The 17494-nt window shown below is 55.5% G+C and carries 14 protein-coding genes and 1 tRNA gene; 6 read left to right on the top strand and 9 right to left on the bottom strand.

Going from position 1 to position 17494, the window contains the following annotated elements; all coding sequences use genetic code 11:
* Nucleotides 1-496 precede the first annotated feature (496 nt).
* From F3I44_RS21405 to F3I44_RS21390, 4 genes are all read right to left on the bottom strand, one after another.
* Nucleotides 497-581, bottom strand: a tRNA-Leu gene (locus tag F3I44_RS21405).
* A 122-nt stretch (nucleotides 582-703) separates the two neighbouring features.
* On the bottom strand, nucleotides 704-1735 hold the full coding sequence (locus tag F3I44_RS21400; protein WP_150015884.1) for a DUF1176 domain-containing protein: 1032 nt from the start codon (nucleotides 1733-1735) through the stop codon (nucleotides 704-706).
* 217 nt (nucleotides 1736-1952) lie between these two features.
* Entirely contained in the window at nucleotides 1953-2936 is a 984-nt protein-coding gene (locus F3I44_RS21395) for a YsnF/AvaK domain-containing protein (protein ID WP_150015872.1), read from the bottom strand.
* 16 nt (nucleotides 2937-2952) lie between these two features.
* Nucleotides 2953-3354, bottom strand: coding sequence for a DUF2382 domain-containing protein (locus F3I44_RS21390; RefSeq protein ID WP_033731998.1), 402 nt, complete (start codon nucleotides 3352-3354; stop codon nucleotides 2953-2955).
* A 532-nt stretch (nucleotides 3355-3886) separates the two neighbouring features.
* Here F3I44_RS21390 and F3I44_RS21385 point away from each other — a divergent pair.
* The 3 genes from F3I44_RS21385 to F3I44_RS21375 all read left to right on the top strand — a co-directional run bounded on the left by F3I44_RS21385 (nucleotide 3887) and on the right by F3I44_RS21375 (nucleotide 5846).
* Nucleotides 3887-4396: a DUF2501 domain-containing protein gene (locus F3I44_RS21385; RefSeq protein ID WP_150015873.1), complete on the top strand. Its 510-nt coding sequence runs from the start codon at nucleotides 3887-3889 to the stop codon at nucleotides 4394-4396.
* Between the two features lie 130 nt (nucleotides 4397-4526).
* Nucleotides 4527-5162: a hypothetical protein gene (locus tag F3I44_RS21380; RefSeq protein WP_150015874.1), complete on the top strand. Its 636-nt coding sequence runs from the start codon at nucleotides 4527-4529 to the stop codon at nucleotides 5160-5162.
* Between the two features lie 15 nt (nucleotides 5163-5177).
* Nucleotides 5178-5846, top strand: a complete 669-nt coding sequence (locus tag F3I44_RS21375) for a MarC family NAAT transporter (protein ID WP_150015875.1) — start codon at nucleotides 5178-5180, stop codon at nucleotides 5844-5846.
* 43 nt (nucleotides 5847-5889) lie between these two features.
* Here F3I44_RS21375 and F3I44_RS21370 read toward each other — a convergent pair whose 3' ends face one another.
* From F3I44_RS21370 to F3I44_RS21360, 3 genes are read right to left on the bottom strand one after another with little or no spacing between them, the layout of a single operon-like run.
* Complete coding sequence (locus F3I44_RS21370) at nucleotides 5890-7152, bottom strand: cytochrome c (protein WP_150015876.1); 1263 nt, start codon at nucleotides 7150-7152, stop codon at nucleotides 5890-5892.
* Nucleotides 7153-7156: 4 nt separating this feature from the next.
* Nucleotides 7157-8926 (bottom strand): GMC family oxidoreductase, encoded by a 1770-nt coding sequence (locus F3I44_RS21365; protein WP_150015877.1) that lies wholly within the window; start codon nucleotides 8924-8926, stop codon nucleotides 7157-7159.
* A 30-nt stretch (nucleotides 8927-8956) separates the two neighbouring features.
* Complete coding sequence (locus F3I44_RS21360) at nucleotides 8957-9685, bottom strand: gluconate 2-dehydrogenase subunit 3 family protein (protein WP_150015878.1); 729 nt, start codon at nucleotides 9683-9685, stop codon at nucleotides 8957-8959.
* A gap of 688 nt (nucleotides 9686-10373) precedes the next feature.
* On the opposite strand from F3I44_RS21360, the gene F3I44_RS21355 reads away from it, so the two are divergent.
* The 3 genes from F3I44_RS21355 (at nucleotide 10374) to F3I44_RS21345 (ending at nucleotide 14900) form a co-directional block, all read left to right on the top strand.
* Nucleotides 10374-11951: an ABC transporter substrate-binding protein gene (locus F3I44_RS21355; protein WP_150015879.1), complete on the top strand. Its 1578-nt coding sequence runs from the start codon at nucleotides 10374-10376 to the stop codon at nucleotides 11949-11951.
* A 121-nt stretch (nucleotides 11952-12072) separates the two neighbouring features.
* Nucleotides 12073-13575: a helicase HerA-like C-terminal domain-containing protein gene (locus F3I44_RS21350; RefSeq protein ID WP_150015880.1), complete on the top strand. Its 1503-nt coding sequence runs from the start codon at nucleotides 12073-12075 to the stop codon at nucleotides 13573-13575.
* Nucleotides 13576-13601: 26 nt separating this feature from the next.
* Nucleotides 13602-14900 carry a DUF445 domain-containing protein gene (locus tag F3I44_RS21345; protein WP_150015881.1) on the top strand — a complete coding sequence of 433 codons (1299 nt, stop codon included), beginning with the start codon at nucleotides 13602-13604 and terminating at the stop codon, nucleotides 14898-14900.
* Nucleotides 14901-15085: 185 nt separating this feature from the next.
* On the opposite strand, the gene lptG is transcribed toward F3I44_RS21345, so the two are convergent.
* Both lptG and lptF read right to left on the bottom strand, forming a co-directional pair.
* A complete protein-coding gene (gene lptG, locus F3I44_RS21340) occupies nucleotides 15086-16162 on the bottom strand; it encodes an LPS export ABC transporter permease LptG (protein ID WP_033731354.1) in 1077 nt (358 codons plus the stop codon).
* Nucleotides 16162-17262, bottom strand: coding sequence for an LPS export ABC transporter permease LptF (lptF, locus tag F3I44_RS21335; protein ID WP_150015882.1), 1101 nt, complete (start codon nucleotides 17260-17262; stop codon nucleotides 16162-16164). The genes lptG and lptF overlap by 1 nt, the downstream gene beginning before the upstream one ends.
* Between the last annotated feature and the right edge of the window lie 232 nt (nucleotides 17263-17494).

The following is a 17494-nucleotide window of genomic DNA, read 5'->3' as shown; positions in this document are numbered from 1 at the left end:
CTTCAGCCTCGCGAAGAATACTGATGATCTGTTCGTCGGAAAAACGCTTCTTCATGGGGATGTCCTCATGTGGCTTATGAAGACATTACTAACATCGTGGTGTATTAATCAACGGGGGGCAGGTCACTAGATCTAAAAATCAGCAAAAAATTTACAATAAAAACTTAACATTCAATAACTTAAAAAACCTTAGCGGAATCAGTCTATATGGCCAAGATAAGCCTCAAAGCTCAGGTCATAAGTAAACTTCTAAGCTTTTTTTGAGGCTTGGCTTGTCACAACTTCCATATCGTTCAGAGCTGAGTTAAACCAGTCTTAGTGGGTTTTGTGTGAGAACTAAAAGTATCAGGCGGGATATATCAGCGTTTACGTTGTACCATTGATATAGGTCGTACTAGGCAAGCATAGGGGGGGTGATTTAGCGTGGTAGGGCTTTAACCACATGAGCTCTCAGACACAAAAAAAGCCGCCCTTAAGCGACTTTAATTTCCATACCTGGTGCCGAAGGCCGGAATCGAACCGGCACGCCTCGCGGCGGTTGATTTTGAATCAACTGCGTCTACCGATTTCGCCACTTCGGCACTGAAGGGTATGCGGAAAACGTTGAGGATTATACCGTTACCCCCTGTTTCCGCAACCCTTATCCGCAGGCAGTGGTGCAACTGCTGAAAAAACCGTCTTTTGGGTTCTCAGGTTCACCTGCTTAACCCGAAACAGCCTTCACATCCGTCACCAGCGTCGGCAGATCCCAGGTTCCGCCCGCGTGGATATAACGACACATACCGGTCCCGCCTTCATAGCTTTTGCGGAAAGCCTTTCCATCCCATACCCAGCTTTCCTGGCTCATGCAGTCCCCGATGCCCCGGCCTTTCTGCACACTGGTAATCTCGCCCTTGTCGTAATCCGACCCGGAAATGGTCACCAGTTCGGGCTTGCCTTTCAGCTGATTATCAATGACCCAGTAGCCATATCCTTCGTTATAAGCGGCACGCCAGCAGAGCGCCGAAAGCAAAGCATGTGTGTCGTCCAGTGGCGTAAGCGTGAGTCCGTCGGTTTCCGGATCGCTGTTTTCTGCAGGTGAATAGAGGGGGTCGCACGTGTCATCGTCATTATGATTGACCGTTGCAAGCAGCCGGGTTTTCAGTGCGTCGCTCTCCGAGGCAGTCAGCAACCGGGGTTCGCCGCCGAGGGTTTTAGCCGCCTGAATAACCGGTCCGGGCAAAGCCTTAACCACGCTGCTTTCCGGCTTATTACCCTTTTTGGTGAGCGCGCCTGGCGTGCCGATACGGCCCTGTACGTCGTCCGCTTTCAGCAGCACGGCATACGCGCCCTCACCGGAAAGCTGAAATGGCTTGGTGCCGCCTTTAAACTCGACTTTACCGCTGCCTTTAACGGCGCTGATTACCGCAGAAGTCTGACTGGCCGACATTCGCCAGTTGTCATCGGCCGCCACCAGATCGCCAGTGGATTTCCCGTTGATCCATAGCGTCAGCTTTTCCGCCGGTTCGCTGTCATCTTCGGTGTCGCCCAGCGTCACTTCGCCCACTGTCTCCGTTCCCGGTCCAGCGGCACGGGTGAGCAGGATGGAGCCGGAGGGATCCTCTTCTTTGGCATAACCCGCAATGCGGCAGGTCAGGGTGTTATCACAGACAACTTCCCAGTCTTTGTGCTCAAGCGTTTTTCCGCTCTGAGCGGCCTGAGCCGACAGGGAGAACGCCGCCAGCATGAAAAGCATCGGTTTACAGTTCACTTTAATCCCTCAGGTTTTATTTCTGTCCGGCCTGCACAGATAGCGCCTGATTATATCGAAGAGAATTTGACGTCGTTATCCGTTTTTTTTCTCCCTCCCCCACCACGCAAAAGAGCCAACCTCACGGTTGGCTCTTCCTTGCATCTTCAGCATCGGGTATCAGCGATACCCATCAGCGCCTGTCGTTGTCAGGATGAGCGCCTCAATGCGAATGATCATGCAGCTTATGCTCCACCTTATCCTTCACTTCGCCAGCTTTGTCCTTCACCTTCTCAGTCAGGCTCTCTTTGTGGTCATGGTTATGCGCCGCTGGTGACTGCGAAGCGGCGGCAGGTTTTACCCCTGCTGTGGTACCCGGCAGTTCGCTCTCCAGACCACCGCGTGCATGGTCGATGTCCACTTCCTGACGACGCACCGTGTCGTTAATGGTCTCGGTACGATCGCTGCCGTCGGTACGCACCACCACTTCTTCTTTCACGTGGGTCGTTTTGTTAATCACCGGCTGTTCGTGAGTCTCAGCGACTTCGACGGTTTTCTCAGACCAGTCCACTTCTCCGGCCAGCGCGGGTTCATTCACCGAGCGGCGGAAGATGTCAGCGTGCTGCTCATGCAGCGAGATATCTTCAGATACGTTATCGGTCACGGTATAGCGGCGTACGCGGGTGGAGCCTTCGCTTACCAGACGTTTACCCACTTCTATCTGCTCTTCGGCCAGACGCAGAATATCAGCTTCGCTCTCATCACCGGTCAGTGAGGTGCGTAGCGGCTCAGCCGGGCGGTCGTTGGTCTCACCAGCAAACTGCTTACCTGCCGTCGGGTTGATACCCGGCACGGTGGTGCCGTTCTCAACGGAGCTTTGCATACGTGACGGCACATCTACCGAGTCATGAGAATGGAGAATCGTCATGGCGCGGGCCAGCTTCTCTTCCTCGGTGCGGATGGTCAGCACGACGCCGCCCTTGTCCATTGCTCGGGTATAGACATCTGCCTCATCTTTATCGACGTCGTGCCCAAACAGACGCTGCCACAGGCTCGGATGGCGGATAGACTGCCCTTCCTGCTGCAAACGTTCTCCACTGATAAGACTGATGTCCCGATCAGAAAAGCCTGCTTTCACGAGATTTCTTTTCGCGGCCTCTGCCTGAATTGCAGAATCGAACAGTGTTACGATTTTTTCCTGTGCCATGATAGGTTCCTCTCTGTTAGCTGATTTGATCGTCATCTCTCTCAACGTTCACCTGCTGCTCACGTCGGGTCACCACTTCCTGAAAAGGAACATTCTCCTGCACTTTTCGGATGTGGATTTCCTCTTTAAGCACCAGCTTTCTGACGATTTGGATTTCCTCCTCGACTACCGGGACAATCAGTACACCGTTCTCTTCCCTGATTTCGGGCATCGTTTCAACGGGCTGTGCTTTCGCTACATGCTTAACCTCAACCTTCTCCTGGGTAAGCAGTGTACTGATGACCTCGTCATGTTCAGTTGTGGAACGGGTAACGCGGACATGTCCATCCACAATCTTTTGCTTCGTCAGGGCTATTTGCTCTTCAGCGAGTTTAAGCGTGACCTCTGCATTATTATTGTGCTCTGGCTGCCCAGCCATAATAACTCTCCCGTTAATTTTAAATATCGGCCACAACTGCCTGACACAGTGATTAAGCATGAACACCCTTGCGATTTTCGCAAGGCGTAATAATAAAAAATTTTGCAGGCACAATTTAATTTCGGTACGAAAAACCCCGTCTGAAACCCGTAAACTCTCTTTCCCTACCGCTACGCTAAAAATAAAAATTCCTTATAAAACTGCAAGTTGTTAAAAAGTAATTGCATGGGTAAATATTAACACCGCAGACACAAAGGCTTATAAATCCGCTTATAGAAAAACGAATTTTTTAATTCAGACCAGGACAATTCCTGATAAAAGCGGAGAGAATATTAAAGAATGTTTCAGCCGGAGAGATAATTAACGCATCAGGGAGAATCGCCTCACGAAATAATAACCCCCGTGCTCATATGAATATTTTATCGTCTTTATTACAGAAGATTCCCAAAGCGTTATTTATGAAGGAAGTTCAGGAACTTTCTGGACGTCAGGCTCTCTTAGCAAAACTGAATACGCAGATACTGAGGTTAAGATGAAACAGGCACAACGCAGTGCATGGATGTTGGGCATGGCGGCACTTCTGGTGGCAGGCAGTGCATCAGCGGCAAGCTGGCAGGATCAGCTGAGCAGTGCAGCATCGCAGCTCAGCCAGCAGAATAACGGCAGCACCACCAGCACCACCCAGCAAAATGGCGGCATGTCGCTCTCTACTATTACCAGCATGCTGGGCGGCGGCGACAAAGCGGTCAGCGCCAACAGCATGACCAATGCCGCCGGTGTGATGCAGTACTGCGTCGAACATAACGTGGTGAAAAACAACGTGCAGTCGGTGAAAGATCAGGTACTGAGCAAGCTCGGTCTGAACACGGCTACCGCGCAGGAACAGAAAACCGACTACACCCAGGGCGTGGCAGGACTACTGAACACCGGGAACGGCCAGCAGCTCAATCTGCAAAGCCTGAGCAACTCACCGATGGGTGAGAAGTTGAAAACCAAAGCCTGCGACGTGGTCCTGAAGCAGGGCAAAAACTTTATCTCCTGATCCCTCTTCTCTTCTCTCCCCTCTCTTCTCTGAGAGGGGCGTTAAACCCCGCTTTGCTGTGATGCCTGACATTCCCTTAACCTGGGGTTGAGCGCTATAGTGTTGTTTTGGTTTCTACAGGACAGCACGCATGAAAGGCATCAACATCGCACTTTACTTCGACCCCGATCAGATTCAGGCCTGCGTTCATGAACAGGATGGCAGCTATCTCAGCAAAAAATTCGAGTATGACGATGGCGTGATTGAAGAGATCTACCAGTGGCTGGAGCAGTACGAACCCAAACGCACCCACATCTGCCTGATTGAAAACGAAACCGCCGAGTTGCTGGCCGATGAGCTGGTCGACAGCGGCTATCGCGTCCATCAGGTCACCATGCACCAGCTGCTGAGCTGGTTCGCCGCTGAACCGCCTTCCACGCCAGACGGCACGCCAATGCGCGCCATGCTGCGCTTCCTGGAAGATGAACATCCGCGTGAATATGAGTCGCGCACGCCGCAGACCGAAGCGCTGATGGAGATGTTCGACGAGCTGGATGCGCTGGAGATGGTCGACGACGGCGATGACGAAGACGCGCTGCCAGGCGATCTGCTGCGCGCCATGAAGAAGCACAAAATCACCGCCAGCGCCGCGGCCCAGCGTCTGATGCCGGACGTCAATGAGCGTATCCGCGAACATCTTATGCAGTATCCCGAACTGATGACGCCCGAAATCCTGCAGGACTTCTTCCCGGAGCTGCTTGAGGCGCTGGAGCGCCCGAAACACTAACCAGGGAGATCGGACATGCTGGAGCTGATTAAAGCGGTCGGCCTGGGGCTGGTCGTCATTCTGCCGCTCGCGAATCCGCTCACCACCGTGGCGCTGTTTTTAGGGCTGGCGGGTGACATGAACTTCCAGGAGCGCAACCGTCAGGCGCGCCAGGCTTCCATCTACGTTTTCGCCATCATGATGGTGGCGTGGTACGCGGGCAGCGCGGTGCTGAACACCTTCGGTATCTCTATACCGGGTCTGCGTATGGCGGGCGGTCTGATCGTCGCCTTTATCGGCTTCCGGATGCTGTTTCCGGCGAAGCCCGCAGGTCATTCGGTTGAAGCGAAACATAAACTGGATGAGCTGGATGGGGCCAAAGAGCCGGTGAATATCGCCTTTGTGCCGCTGGCGATGCCAAGCACGGCGGGACCGGGAACCATTGCGATGATCATCTCTTCTGCCTCAACGGTGAGAAGTGGCGTCGATTTTCCCGCCTGGGTGATCAGTGTTGCGCCGGTGCTGACCTTCCTGCTGGTGAGCCTGATCCTGTGGATCTCGCTGCGCAGTTCGGGGGCCATCATGAAGCTGGTGGGTAAAAGCGGTATTGAAGCGATTTCACGCCTGATGGGATTTTTGCTGGTCTGTATGGGCGTGCAGTTTATCATTAACGGCGTGCTGGAAGTGGTGCGCACCTTTCACTAATTCAGGTTTTCCCCTCTCCGGACAGGCAGAGGGGAAAGCGCGATTACTTCAGCGTTTTACGCACTTCAGCAACCTGATCTTTGCTTACCGCAGGCGCGGTATTGCTCCAGCCCTGGCGAATAAAGGTCGCCAGCTGCGCAACTTCATCATCACTCAGACGCTGGGCAAAGCCCGGCATCGCCAGTTTCGACGGGGCTTTCGCGGTGGAAGGCTGCTGTGCGCCCGCCAGGATGGTGTGAATCAAGCCGGTTGGATCTTTGGCATTGACGATCGTCGCCTGATCCAGCTCCGGGAAGATCCCCGGTGCGCCTTTGCCGGTCACGAAGTGACAGGCACCACAGTTATCCAGATAGAGACGCTCGCCTTCGCTGAGGTTCTTCGCGGCAGTGAGTTTCGCTTCCGTTGCCTGCTGCGCCTGCACGTTAAAGGCCTGTAATGGCGGATTGCCGCCCAGGAACTTCAGGTAGGCCGCGATAGCTTTGAGATCGGCATCGGTCATGTGTGAGCTGCTGTGCTCCACCACCGAGGTCATCTCGCCGCCTACTGCCGCTTTATCGTTACGACCGGTCTGCAGGTAATCGATGACTTCCTGCTCGCTCCAGTGTGGCAGACCACGCAGTGACGGCACATCCCAGTTATTCAGGCTGCCGCCCGCCAGGAATTTATCGTCACCGCTATCCAGCGCTTTCTCGTTCATGCCCAGACCGCGCGGCGTATGACAGCTGCCGCAGTGACCCAGACTCTCCACGATATAGGCACCGCGGTTAACTTCGGCTGATGCACCGCCAATCGGCTGGAACGGCTTATCGGACGCGAACGCCCAGTTCCAGAACCGCATGCCCCAGCGCTGGCTGAACGGGAAGCTCAGATCGGTTTCCGGTGGCTGTTCTGCGCTCGGCTGCACGCCTTTCATGAAGTAGACGTAGAGCGCGTGGATATCGGCATCGCTGATTTTGGCGTAGTCAGGATACGGCATCGCCGGATAGAGATGCGATCCGTCCGGTAATACACCCTTGCGCACCGCATCAGAGAACTGCTGCTCGCTGTAGTTGCCGATACCATGCTGCTTGTCCGGCGTGATGTTGGTGGAGAAAATAGTGCCGAGGTTCGACTCAATCGCCAGTCCACCTGAATAGGCCGGTTTGCCGGGCAGCGAGTGGCACGCCATACAGTCGCCCAGCCGCGAGAGATACTCGCCCTGCTTAATCAGTTGCGCTTCATCTTCGGCGTGAACCGGCAGCGCAAATCCGCTGGCCAGCAGCACCGCGTTAGCAAAGATAAAAGACTTCAGTTTCAGCTTATTCATGCGCTTATGCCTGTACCAGTGGGCCGGGATTTTTCAGGTAGTGATCTTTGATCGCCTGCGCCGCCATCAGAGTAATCGCACCGATGGTATCGGTCGGGTTCGCCTGGAAGTTCTGCGGGAAGGCGTTGCCGCCGGGCACAAAGACGTTATGCACATCCCAGCTCTGCAGATACTTGTTCAGCGCCGAGGTTTTCGGGTTATCGCCCATTACCGCGCCGCCCACGTTGTGCGTAGAGACATATTTGGTGATATCGAAGTCCGCGCCCATCGGCAGGAAGCTCATGCTCATGCTGTCCGGGTTCAGCTCTTTGGCGATGTTACCGACGATGCCTTTCAGATGCTGCTGCAGCTTCAGCTCGTTCTCTTTCCAGTTAAACGTCATACGCAGCAGTGGCAGGCCACGGTGATCGTTGTAGTTCGGATCGAGATCCAGATAGATGTCGCGATAAGACTGGCAGGTGGTGGTGATGCTGATCTTCATCGAATGGCCGTACCACTCTTCCAGCCCTTCCTTGTAGCCCATGCCCCAGGTCGGGGTGCCTTTTGGCAGCGCGGTGCTGATTGGCGTGCCGGTCGCCTGTGAGCTGTGGATCTTCGCGCCGCCCAGGAAGCCGAGTGAAGGGCCGTCGAAGTTGCCTGGCGAGATATCGTTAAACATCTGGCCGGTCGCGCCCGCAGTCGCATACGGATTGAAGTTTTTATCTTTGAAGAACAGCGTTGCGCCACCGTTCGACAGGAACGCGTAGTTACGGCCTACCACGCCCTCTTCGGTAATCGGGTTGTAAGGTTTGCCGATGCCGGAAAGCAGCATCAGGCGCACGTTGTAGAGCTGGAAGCTGCTCAGCACCACGATTTTCGCGGGCTGGAAGCACTCATTGCCCTGCGCATCGATGTAGATTACGCCTTTAGCGGTTTTCTTATCATCGTTCAGCACGACCTTAATCACTTCCGCATTCACTTCATACGAGAAGTTCGGCATCCGCTTCAGCGAATCCATCACCGCCGTCTGCGGCGACGCTTTGGAGTAGTTCAGACACGGATATTTACTGCAGTAGCCGCAGTAATTACACGGTGCGATCTGGTTGCCGTATGGGTTTTTCCACGCACGCGACACACAGGCTGACGGGTTCGGGAACGGATGGTAACCGAGTTTCGTCGCCACCTCTTTGAACATCACGTTGTTCAGCGTGTCATCCAGCGCAGGCAGTGGGTAAGGCTCAGAACGCGGGCCTTCAAATGGATCGCCGCCTTCCAGGATTTTGCCGCGCAGGTTGCCGGTGTTGCCCGACTGGCCGCAAATCAGTTCGAATTTGTAGTAATAGGGCTCGATCTCTTCCCAGCTAAACGGAAAGTCCATCACCCGCATATCTTCCTGCAGAATGCCCGGCTTGTAAGCCTCGTCAACGTAGGTTTTAAGTTTGATATCGGTCGGCGTCGGACGAATCAGTACTGCCGTCCAGTGCAGGCCGGAACCGCCCACGCCGGTGCCCGGTGCAAATGCGCCCCATTTACGGGTTGGCAATGCCGTCTGGCTGCTGTTGTAGCGCACGGTGACCGCCACTTCGGCGGGTGTGGCAAACACTTTGTTGCGCACCGCATAGGCGTATTCATCCGCCGGTTTCGGGTAGGCGAACTCGTCATAATCGCGATCGCCGCCGCGCTCCAGGGCGCGCACGTCCAGACCTGCCAGTGCCAGCTCAATGCTCATCAGCGAGCCTGCCCAGCCGAGGCCGCAGACCACGACGTCGACTTCTTTTTTAGTAACCTGTGCCATGATAATCCTGTTTACCTGATGTGGAAGCGCTTATGCGCGTTCACCTTTGATGCTGACGGGGCCGAGCGGATAAGGAACGTTGTGCTGTTTCACCCATTCGGTGAAGCTGGCACGCGCGCCCGGGAATCCGATGGCGATCCAGGCTTTCATGCCTTTATTACCGCCATACATCGGGTCGGCCAGGTAGCCATGCTTGGTATCGGAAAGCAGCTGGCTGAAGAAATGGGAAGGTTTAAGATCGGTTTCACCCAGCGCGGCAAAGTCGATCTCGTTTTTGTTGACCTGGGTCAGCACCGCATCTTTCTCTTCCAGCGTCAGCGCATGAAACGCTTTCTGGTGCGTGTTCTGCGACCACTGATTGATCAGCCGGATACCGGTCTGATACATCTGCTGGGGACGGAACGGGATCTGATAACCCATCGTGGCGGGTGCTTTCGTGTTGAAAGGCCCCTGCATATAGATTTCGCTGCCAAACGCTTCGCTGTGCAGCTGCTGATCGATAAAGATCGGCACGTTGGTTTCCAGCGCGCCCGGCGCTTTACCTTTGCCGCCCGCCGGAATCAGGCGGTCGGTGGCGGCCAGAATGAACTGCCATTCATCGGCACTAAAAAAGATCGGTTTGTAATCGGCTAACTCGGGTGCGGCCATCTCTGCAGCCTGTGCCGCAGTCATGCCTTTCAGGACCAGCTCACTTAATGGCAACGCCAGCAGTGAACCGAGCAAAAATTTACGCCTGGTGGTGGGTTTTTCTAAAAGCATATCCGCACGACTCTCATCTGCTAAATACCCGCTTACTGTGTTATGACGCTGAAAGGCCGGGTGCAGGCAGGAAACTCTCCGCAGAGATAAACGCACACAGCACAGACAATGGCAGAACAGAGAAGGCAGGTAGAATTATGGTTCGGTGACTAACGGAACATATCGGTTAATAGCCTGGCAATATTAGGGATATAACCATGTCTGAATGTAAAAATTCAATTTAAAATGTGTCGCAGTGAAAGTTTATCATGGTGTTGCGGAAGGGTTGCGGATAGGTAAAAGATTTACAGCAAGGAAATTGCGCCTGAAACCGCATAAACATCGGGTATTTAGCCTTTTTGACGCAGAAGCCACGGATATTATTTTCCTCCCGTCATCATCACGCCGAATAACCGATAAAAAAATATCATACTTCCATACAAGAGAATCATTCTCATCGTTAACACTATAGTGACTTTGATGGTCATACAATCAGACAGTGCGCAAATTGTGATCGCCTGAGTAAATCCGGCATTATTCAGCCTGTTGTAAAATGACGCTGAAATAATGACAGACGGACATTATCTTAATTTGTGTTTTTGCCTGAATAACTAAGCAAGTAATTGTGCAAAGCTCATAACAAAGCGGCATTTTGAGATTATCCGGCACCCGATAAAGTAGAGCGATCAACGACTCAGGATAACTCTCGATGCGCAAAACGCTACTCTCACTCTCTTTATTGACTGCACTGGCACTGATTCACCCGGCACAGGCCGCAACGCCTGCCGACACGCTGGTGGTCGCCGTGCCACTCGATGGCATCATCAGTTTCGATCCGGCGGAAAGTTTTGAAACCGTCAGTAACAGCAGCCTGCGCAATATCTACCAGACGCTGCTGGAGCCGAATCATCAGAACCCGCAGCAGCTCTCGCCACTCGCCGCCACACGCTGGCAGGCCGGAAAAACGCTGCACAGCCTGGTATTTGACCTCAACCCGCAGGCCCGTTTCGCCAGCGGTCATCCGCTGACCGCGCAGGATGTGGTCTTCTCCTTAACCCGCGCGGTGAAGCTGAATAAAGCGCCCTCTTTTATCCTGGGGGAGTTTGGCTGGACGCCGGAAAATATCGATCAGCAGTTCACGGTGATCAGTGACCACCAGCTTGAGCTGCGCTGGCCCGCTGAAATTGGCAGCGATCTGGCGCTGCGCCTGCTGACCGCGCCGGTCGCCTCCATCGTTGACAGTAAACTGGCCCAGGAACACGTCAGCAATAACGATTACGGCAACGCCTGGCTGAAAACGCGCTCGGCTGGCAGCGCGGCGTATGCCATCAAACAATTTGTCCCGCTGCAGGCGCTGGTGCTGGAAGCTAACCCTTACAGCACGCAGAAGCCGCACCTTAAACGCGTATTGCTCAAGGGCGTAGCCGATGCCGGCAGCCGCCGATTGCTGCTCCAGCAGGGTGATGTGGATGTCGCCTATCAGCTTGGTCCGGACCAGATAGCCGCGCTGAAAACACAGGCAAATGTGCGGGTCGATGCCTTCCCGTCCAGCCTGGTTTATTACATCGGCTTAAACACTCAGAGCGCACAGCAACCGGCGCTGGGCAATCCGGCCCTGTGGCAGGCTGCACGCTGGCTGGTCGACTATGACAGCCTGGCAAATCAGTTGCTGAAAGGTCAGTACCGCATCCATCAGAGCTTCCTGCCGGACGGCTTCGATGGTGCACTGAACACCACGCCGTTCCATTACGATCTGAAAAAGGCGCAGGAAATCCTGCAGAAAGGCGGCATCAAACCTGGCACCCATATCGCGCTGACGGTGGTGAACCAGCCGCCGTATATCGATGTGGCGCAGGCGCTGCAGGCGAGTTTTGCCAAAGCGGATGTGCAGCTCGATATCCAGCCGGTGGCGGAATCGGAGCTGTGGAGCAAAATGCGCAGCCGCGACTTCCAGGCTATCTTCACTTACTGGGGCGCGGATTACATCGACCCTAACACCAATGCCAGCACCTTTGCTTCTAACGTGCCAGGCGGCGGCAAAACCCTGGCGTGGCGCGTCGGCTGGACCATTCCGGCGCTGAGTGCACAGACCCGCGCCGCCGCCGGAGAGAGCGATGCGGCTAAACGCCGTAGCCTCTATACCGGGCTGCAAACCCGCATCCAGCAGGATTCGCCGTTTATCGTACTCTTACAGGGCGCGACCCAGGTGGCGGTGCGCAGCAACCTCAGTCATCTGCAGCAGGGCATCGGCGTCAGCCTGCTCAATTTCGAAGAGGTCCAGAAGTAATCCTGCGTTTCAGGCCGCTGCTCTGCGGGCAGCGGCCGCGTTTTTGACGAATTGTTCTCCTCCTGTCTATGCTCCGCTTGCTATCCTTCAGGCATAATCCTTTGACTGAGAGTGGAAAACCATGACTTCCCCGCTACTGATTGCCCGTACGCCAGACGTCGAACTTCATCTGTTACCGCAAATGGCCAACCGTCACGGTTTAATTACCGGTGCGACCGGCACCGGGAAAACCGTGACGCTGCAGAAGCTGGCCGAATCGTTCTCCAGCATTGGCGTGCCGGTCTTTATGGCTGATGTTAAAGGCGATTTAACCGGCGTGGCGATGGCGGGCCAGTCCAGCGAAAAGCTGCAGGAGAGGCTGGCGAAAATCGGCGTCACCGACTGGCAGCCGCAGAGCAATCCGGTGGTGCTGTGGGATATCTTCGGCGAGAAAGGCCATCCGGTGCGCGCCACCGTTTCCGATCTCGGTCCACTGCTGCTGGCGCGCCTGCTGAATCTGAATGAAGTACAGAGCGGCGTGCTGCAGATTATTTTCCGCATCGCCGATGATCAGGGTCTGCTGCTGCTGGACTTCAAAGATCTGCGCGCCATGACGCAATACATTGGTGACAACGCCAAAAACTTCCAGACCCACTACGGCAATATCAACAGCGCCTCGGTGGGCGCGATCCAGCGCGGATTACTGACGCTGGAGCAACAGGGTGCGGAACACTTCTTTGGCGAACCGATGCTGGATATCGCCGACTGGATGCGCGTCGACAGCAACGGTAAAGGCGTCATCAACATCCTCTCCGCCGAGAAGCTCTACCAGATGCCAAAACTCTACGCCACCAGCCTGCTGTGGCTGCTGTCGGAGCTTTACGAGCATCTGCCGGAAGCGGGCGATCTCGATCAGCCAAAGCTGGTGTTTTTCTTTGATGAGGCGCACCTGCTGTTTACTGACGCGCCAGCCGTCCTGCTGGAAAAAATCGAGCAGGTGATGCGGCTGATCCGTTCCAAAGGCGTCGGCGTCTGGTTCGTCACCCAGAACCCGGCAGATATTCCCGACCGGGTGCTGGGACAGCTCGGCAACCGCGTCCAGCATGCCCTGCGTGCCTTCACGCCGAAAGATCAGAAAGCGGTGAAAACGGCCGCCGATACGCTGCGCGCCAACCCGGCGTTTGACAGCGTGGAAGCGATTCAGGCGCTGGGCACCGGCGAAGCGCTGATCTCCTTTCTGGATGCCAAAGGCAGCCCGTCGGTGGTGGAACGCGCCATGGTCATTGCCCCAGGCTCGCGCATGGGTCCGGTCACCGGCGATGAGCGTAATGGCCTGATCAACCATTCGCCGCTCTATGGCAAATATGACACCGAAATCGATCGCGAATCGGCGTTTGAAAAGCTGCAAAAAGGCTTCCAGGCCGCCAGCGATGAGGCGAGTGCGCCACCGGCCAAAGGCGACGCTGTCGCAGTCGACAATGGCATTCTCGGTGGTCTGAAAGAGATCCTGTTCGGCCACACCGGCCCGCGCGGCGGCAAACACGATGGCGTGGTGCAGACCATGGCGAAAAGCGCCACCCGCCAGATCACCAATCAGATCATCCGTGGGGTACTCGGCAGCCTGCTGGGTGGCCGTCGCCGATGAACCCCGCTCTCTGCTAAGATCAGGTTATGGATAAACACTACGAACTGAAACGGATGAAACGCCTGGCGCTGCTGTTGCTGCTGCTCGCCGTCGCCACTTTTATCGTCACCCTTTTTCTGCCGCCTGGCTTCTGGGTCAGCGGCGTCAAAGCGATTGCGGAGGCTGCGATGGTCGGCGCACTGGCGGACTGGTTTGCCGTGGTGGCGCTGTTCCGGCGCGTGCCGGTGCCCTTTATCTCGCGCCATACCGCCATCATTCCGCGTAACAAAGATCGTATCGGTGAAAACCTCGGGCGCTTTGTGCAGGAGAAGTTTCTTGATACCGACTCTTTGCTGAATCTGATTCGCCGTCACGATCCCTCAAACCTGCTGGCACAATGGCTGAATGCGCCGGGCAACGCCGACCGCGTTGGCCGCCATCTGCTTCAGGTGATGCGCGGCTTTCTGGATCTCACCGATGACGCACGGATTCAGACCTTTATGCGCCGGGCGGTGCATCGCGCCATCGACAAGGTCGATCTCAGCCAGACCAGCGCCATGGTGCTGGAAAGCCTGACCAAAAATAACCGTCATCAGGCACTGCTGGACGCGGCCATCGACCAGTTGCTGAAGTTATTGCATAAGCCCAGTACCCGCGAGTTTATCGCCATGCAGCTGGTGCGCTGGCTGAAACGCGAGCATCCGATCAAAGCCAAAATGTTGCCGACTGAATGGCTGGGCGAACACAGCGCCGAGCTGGTGGCAAACGCGGTCGATTCCCTGCTGGATGATGTGGCGCTGGATCAGGGCCATGAGCTGCGCCTCGGCTTCAACCGGGCGGTTGATAAACTGATCGTTAAACTGCAGACCGACCCGGAAATGGCGGAGCGCGCCGAAGAGATTAAGGGCTGGCTGAAAGAAGATGCTTCATTCAATCGCTACATCGGCGAACTGTGGAATGATATGCGCAACTGGCTCAAGGCCGATCTCAGCAGCGATGATTCGCGCGTGCAGGAGAAAGTGCGCGGTGCAGCCCTGTGGCTCGGCGAAACCCTGGCCGCCGACCCGGCGCTGCGTGACTCCATGAACCAGCATCTGGAACAGGCGGCGCGCAGCGTTGCGCCGGAGTTTGCCAGCTTCCTGACGCGTCATATCAGCGACACCGTGAAGAGCTGGGATGCGCGCGATATGTCGCAGCAGATTGAACTTAACATCGGCAAGGACCTGCAGTTTATCCGTATCAACGGTACGCTGGTCGGCGGCACCATCGGGCTGATTCTCTATCTGCTGTCGCAGCTGCCCGCTGCCCTGCCCGCACTGTCAGGCTGGATAAATAGCGTGGCGTAACGCCGTTTCAGGCCACTGCAGTACTCCTCCGGCTGGCAGACATAAAACGATGGGCGCATACGCCTGTCGTAAAGCATTGCCGGGCATGGGTAGCGTCGTTGTGGAAAGCGCAGGCTCCCTGAGCCTTACACGGGTCGCAAAAAAGGCCGCTTGCGCGGCCTTTTCTTTTACTGCATTCATTGCGCTTAGCGCCGCTTAATCAGCATAAACAGACTGATCGCGAAGAACGCAAAGCTCGGCAGAATCGCCCCCAGAATCGGCGGCAAGCCGTAAACCAGGCTCAGCGGACCGAAAATCTGGTCCAGCACGTAGAACAGGAAGCCGAAGCTGATACCGGTTACGACACGCACTCCCATCGACACGCTACGCAGCGGACCGAAGATAAACGACAGCGCCATCAGCATCATCACCGCCACCGACAGCGGCTGGAAAATCTTGCTCCACATATTCAGCTGATAACGTCCCGCTTCCTGGCCGCTCTGCTTCAGATACTTGCTGTAGCTGTGCAGACCGCGAATCGACAATGCGTCCGGATCCAGCGCCACCACCCCCAGCTTGTCCGGCGTCAGATTGGTTTTCCATTCGCCACTCAGACTCTGTGAACCGGTAATCTGCTTCGGATCGGTCAGATTTGACTCATCGACCTGTGACAGCATCCAGCGCTTCTTAGCCGCATCCCAGGTCGCCGTCGCCGCGTAACGCACGCTCTGCAGACGACGCTGATCGTTAAAGTTATAGATGCTCACCCCATCAATTTCGTTGTCGCCTTTGATGCGCTCAATATAGATGAAGTTATTGCCATCTTTTGCCCACAGACCATTCTGCGTTGAGACCAGTGCGCCGCCATAGAGCTGCTGCGCCCGATAATTACGCGCCATCTGCTCGCCCGATGGCGCAACAAACTCACCAATCGCCATGGTCAGCAGCACCAGCGGGATCGCCGTTTTCATCACGGACAGCGCCACCTGCATGCGGGTAAAGCCCGCCGCCTGCATCACCACCAGCTCACTGCGCTGCGCCAGCGCGCCCAGTCCCAGCAGCGCGCCCAGCAGGGCCGCCATCGGGAAGAAAATTTCAATATCTTTCGGCACGCTCAGCAGGGTGTAATAACCGGCACTCAGGGCGCTATAGCTGCCCTGACCGGTTTTACGCAGCTGATCGACGAACTTGATGATGCCAGAAAGCGACACCAGCATGAACAGCGTCAGCATGATGGTATTGAAGATGGTTTTACCGATATAGCGGTCAAGTACGCGAAACATCAGACCGACCCTCCGCGGGTAAAGCGGGCGCGAATCCGACGCATCGGCACCGTATCCCACAGGTTAAGGAGCACCGCCAGCACCAGATAACTGATATTCACCACCCACATCCAGAGTGCCGGATCGAGCCGCCCTTTCGCCCCGCTCGACTTCAGCGAGCTCTGCAACAGGAAGAAGATCAGATAGAGCAGCATGGCGGGCAGCATCGACAGCACGCGCCCCTGACGCGGGTTCACTACGCTGAGCGGCACCACCATCAGCGCCATTACCAGCACCGCAAACACCAGCGTCAGACGCCAGTGCAGCTCGGCCTGGAAATCCGGTGTCTTATTCGCGAGCAGGTCAGTCATGCTGGCCTGCTCTGCATCGTTAGGATCGAGCGTTGCCGCTTTATATCCCACGATGGCCTGATAGTTGGTGAAGTCGGTAATACGGAAATCACGCAGCAGCGCCGTGCCCTCAAAGCGGGTGCCTTTATCCAGCGTCACCACCTGCGAGCCATCTTTATGCTGCTCCATGTGACCGCTGTCTGCCAGCACCACCGAAGGACGCGCATTGCCTTTTGGCCGTAACTGCGCCAGGAACACGTTACCGAAATTATTGCCCTTCACATCCTCCACAAACAGCACGGCACTGCCGTCGCTGGAGGTCTGGAACTGTCCGGCAGCCATCGCTGCAGCACCTGGGTTCGCTTTGGCGTTCTGCGTCACCTCATCCTGATAGCGGGATGACCACGGCCCCAGCCAGATGACGTTCACCGCCGCCACTATCGAGGTAAACAGCATCAGTACCATCGCCGCCTTTACCAGGACGGCCTTACTCAGGCCGCAGGCGTGCATCACGGTAATTTCACTTTCCGTGTAGAGACGCCCCAGCGTCATCAGGATCGCCAGAAACAGACTTAAGGGCAGTATAAGTTGTGCCATTTGAGGCACACCGAGTCCCAACAAGGTCAGAACGAGGTTTGTCGGCACTTCGCCATCCACCGCGGCTCCCAGGATCCTGACTAACTTCTGGCAAAAGAAGATGAGTAGCAGGATAAACAGGATAGCCAGCTGGCTTTTGAGCGTTTCCCGAACCAGATATCTAATGATGATCACGCTTAGTACGCCTGTGAAAACTTGTCTTTTTGCAGGAAAATCGCTAGTTTCAACGCTTATCAGCCATTTTTCTTCATCAATGGCCGTCGCCGTAGCTAAATTTGTATGAAAAACGCGTCCGGGTGGTGAAAAAACAACATCTTGTCACCCTGATTCATTATGACCTCCAGCGGCAGAATGTCATGCTGCGACGATGAATAAATGGGTCATGAGCGCGCTACATTCTAGCGGC

Source organism: Pantoea sp. F_5 (assembly GCF_008631595.1).
In the GTDB taxonomy this organism is placed as follows: Bacteria; Pseudomonadota; Gammaproteobacteria; order Enterobacterales; family Enterobacteriaceae; genus Pantoea; species Pantoea gossypiicola.
Note: the sequence above shows the minus strand (reverse complement) of the source record. Positions and strands in the feature narration are given on the sequence as shown.

Excerpts from the sequence above, each read along its gene's own strand:
- F3I44_RS21400 (WP_150015884.1), bottom strand. The coding sequence starts at position 1,735 with ATGCTTTTCATGCTGGCGGCGTTCTCCCTGTCGGCTCAGGCCGCTCAG.
- F3I44_RS21395 (WP_150015872.1), bottom strand. The coding sequence starts at position 2,936 with ATGGCACAGGAAAAAATCGTAACACTGTTCGATTCTGCAATTCAGGCA.
- F3I44_RS21390 (WP_033731998.1), bottom strand. The coding sequence starts at position 3,354 with ATGGCTGGGCAGCCAGAGCACAATAATAATGCAGAGGTCACGCTTAAA.
- F3I44_RS21385 (WP_150015873.1), top strand. The coding sequence starts at position 3,887 with ATGAAACAGGCACAACGCAGTGCATGGATGTTGGGCATGGCGGCACTT.
- F3I44_RS21380 (WP_150015874.1), top strand. The coding sequence starts at position 4,527 with ATGAAAGGCATCAACATCGCACTTTACTTCGACCCCGATCAGATTCAG.
- F3I44_RS21375 (WP_150015875.1), top strand. The coding sequence starts at position 5,178 with ATGCTGGAGCTGATTAAAGCGGTCGGCCTGGGGCTGGTCGTCATTCTG.
- F3I44_RS21370 (WP_150015876.1), bottom strand. The coding sequence starts at position 7,152 with ATGAATAAGCTGAAACTGAAGTCTTTTATCTTTGCTAACGCGGTGCTG.
- F3I44_RS21365 (WP_150015877.1), bottom strand. The coding sequence starts at position 8,926 with ATGGCACAGGTTACTAAAAAAGAAGTCGACGTCGTGGTCTGCGGCCTC.
- F3I44_RS21360 (WP_150015878.1), bottom strand. The coding sequence starts at position 9,685 with ATGCTTTTAGAAAAACCCACCACCAGGCGTAAATTTTTGCTCGGTTCA.
- F3I44_RS21355 (WP_150015879.1), top strand. The coding sequence starts at position 10,374 with ATGCGCAAAACGCTACTCTCACTCTCTTTATTGACTGCACTGGCACTG.
- F3I44_RS21350 (WP_150015880.1), top strand. The coding sequence starts at position 12,073 with ATGACTTCCCCGCTACTGATTGCCCGTACGCCAGACGTCGAACTTCAT.
- F3I44_RS21345 (WP_150015881.1), top strand. The coding sequence starts at position 13,602 with ATGGATAAACACTACGAACTGAAACGGATGAAACGCCTGGCGCTGCTG.
- lptG (WP_033731354.1), bottom strand. The coding sequence starts at position 16,162 with ATGTTTCGCGTACTTGACCGCTATATCGGTAAAACCATCTTCAATACC.